Source organism: Streptomyces bikiniensis (assembly GCF_000716625.1).
Lineage (GTDB): Bacteria > Actinomycetota > Actinomycetes > Streptomycetales > Streptomycetaceae > Streptomyces > Streptomyces bikiniensis.
This window is the reverse complement of record NZ_JNXJ01000132.1, coordinates 1-312: the sequence shown is the minus strand read 5'-3', so window position 1 is coordinate 312 and position 312 is coordinate 1. Positions and strand designations below refer to the sequence as shown.

Below are 312 nucleotides of genomic sequence, written 5' to 3'. Positions count from 1 at the left end.
GCAGACCGGCGAGCGGGCCGGGAGGCGGCCCTTTCGGTGTCCGGGGTCTTCCAGGGCAGCCTGGACATCGCAGCCGCCCGCGACCTCGCCCACCGCTTCATCGCCGACGTCCGGGCCGTCCACGGCCTGCCGGTCCGCGAGTCCACGACGGACGTCGTCCAGCTCGTGGTCAGCGAGCTGCTGACCAACGCCGACAAGTACGCCCCCGGCGCGAGCCTGCTCGCCCTCGACGCCGCCGACGGGGCGATCGAGGTCAGCGTCTGGGACAGCAACCCCACCCCACCGGCGATCCTCCCGCCCGACCCCACCCGC

General features: G+C 74.7%; 1 protein-coding gene. It reads left to right on the top strand.

All coding sequences use genetic code 11. The features are described 5' to 3' along the window. On the top strand, positions 1 to 312 hold a 312-nt coding region (locus tag OO47_RS33075; RefSeq protein ID WP_199812376.1), incomplete at both ends, for an ATP-binding protein.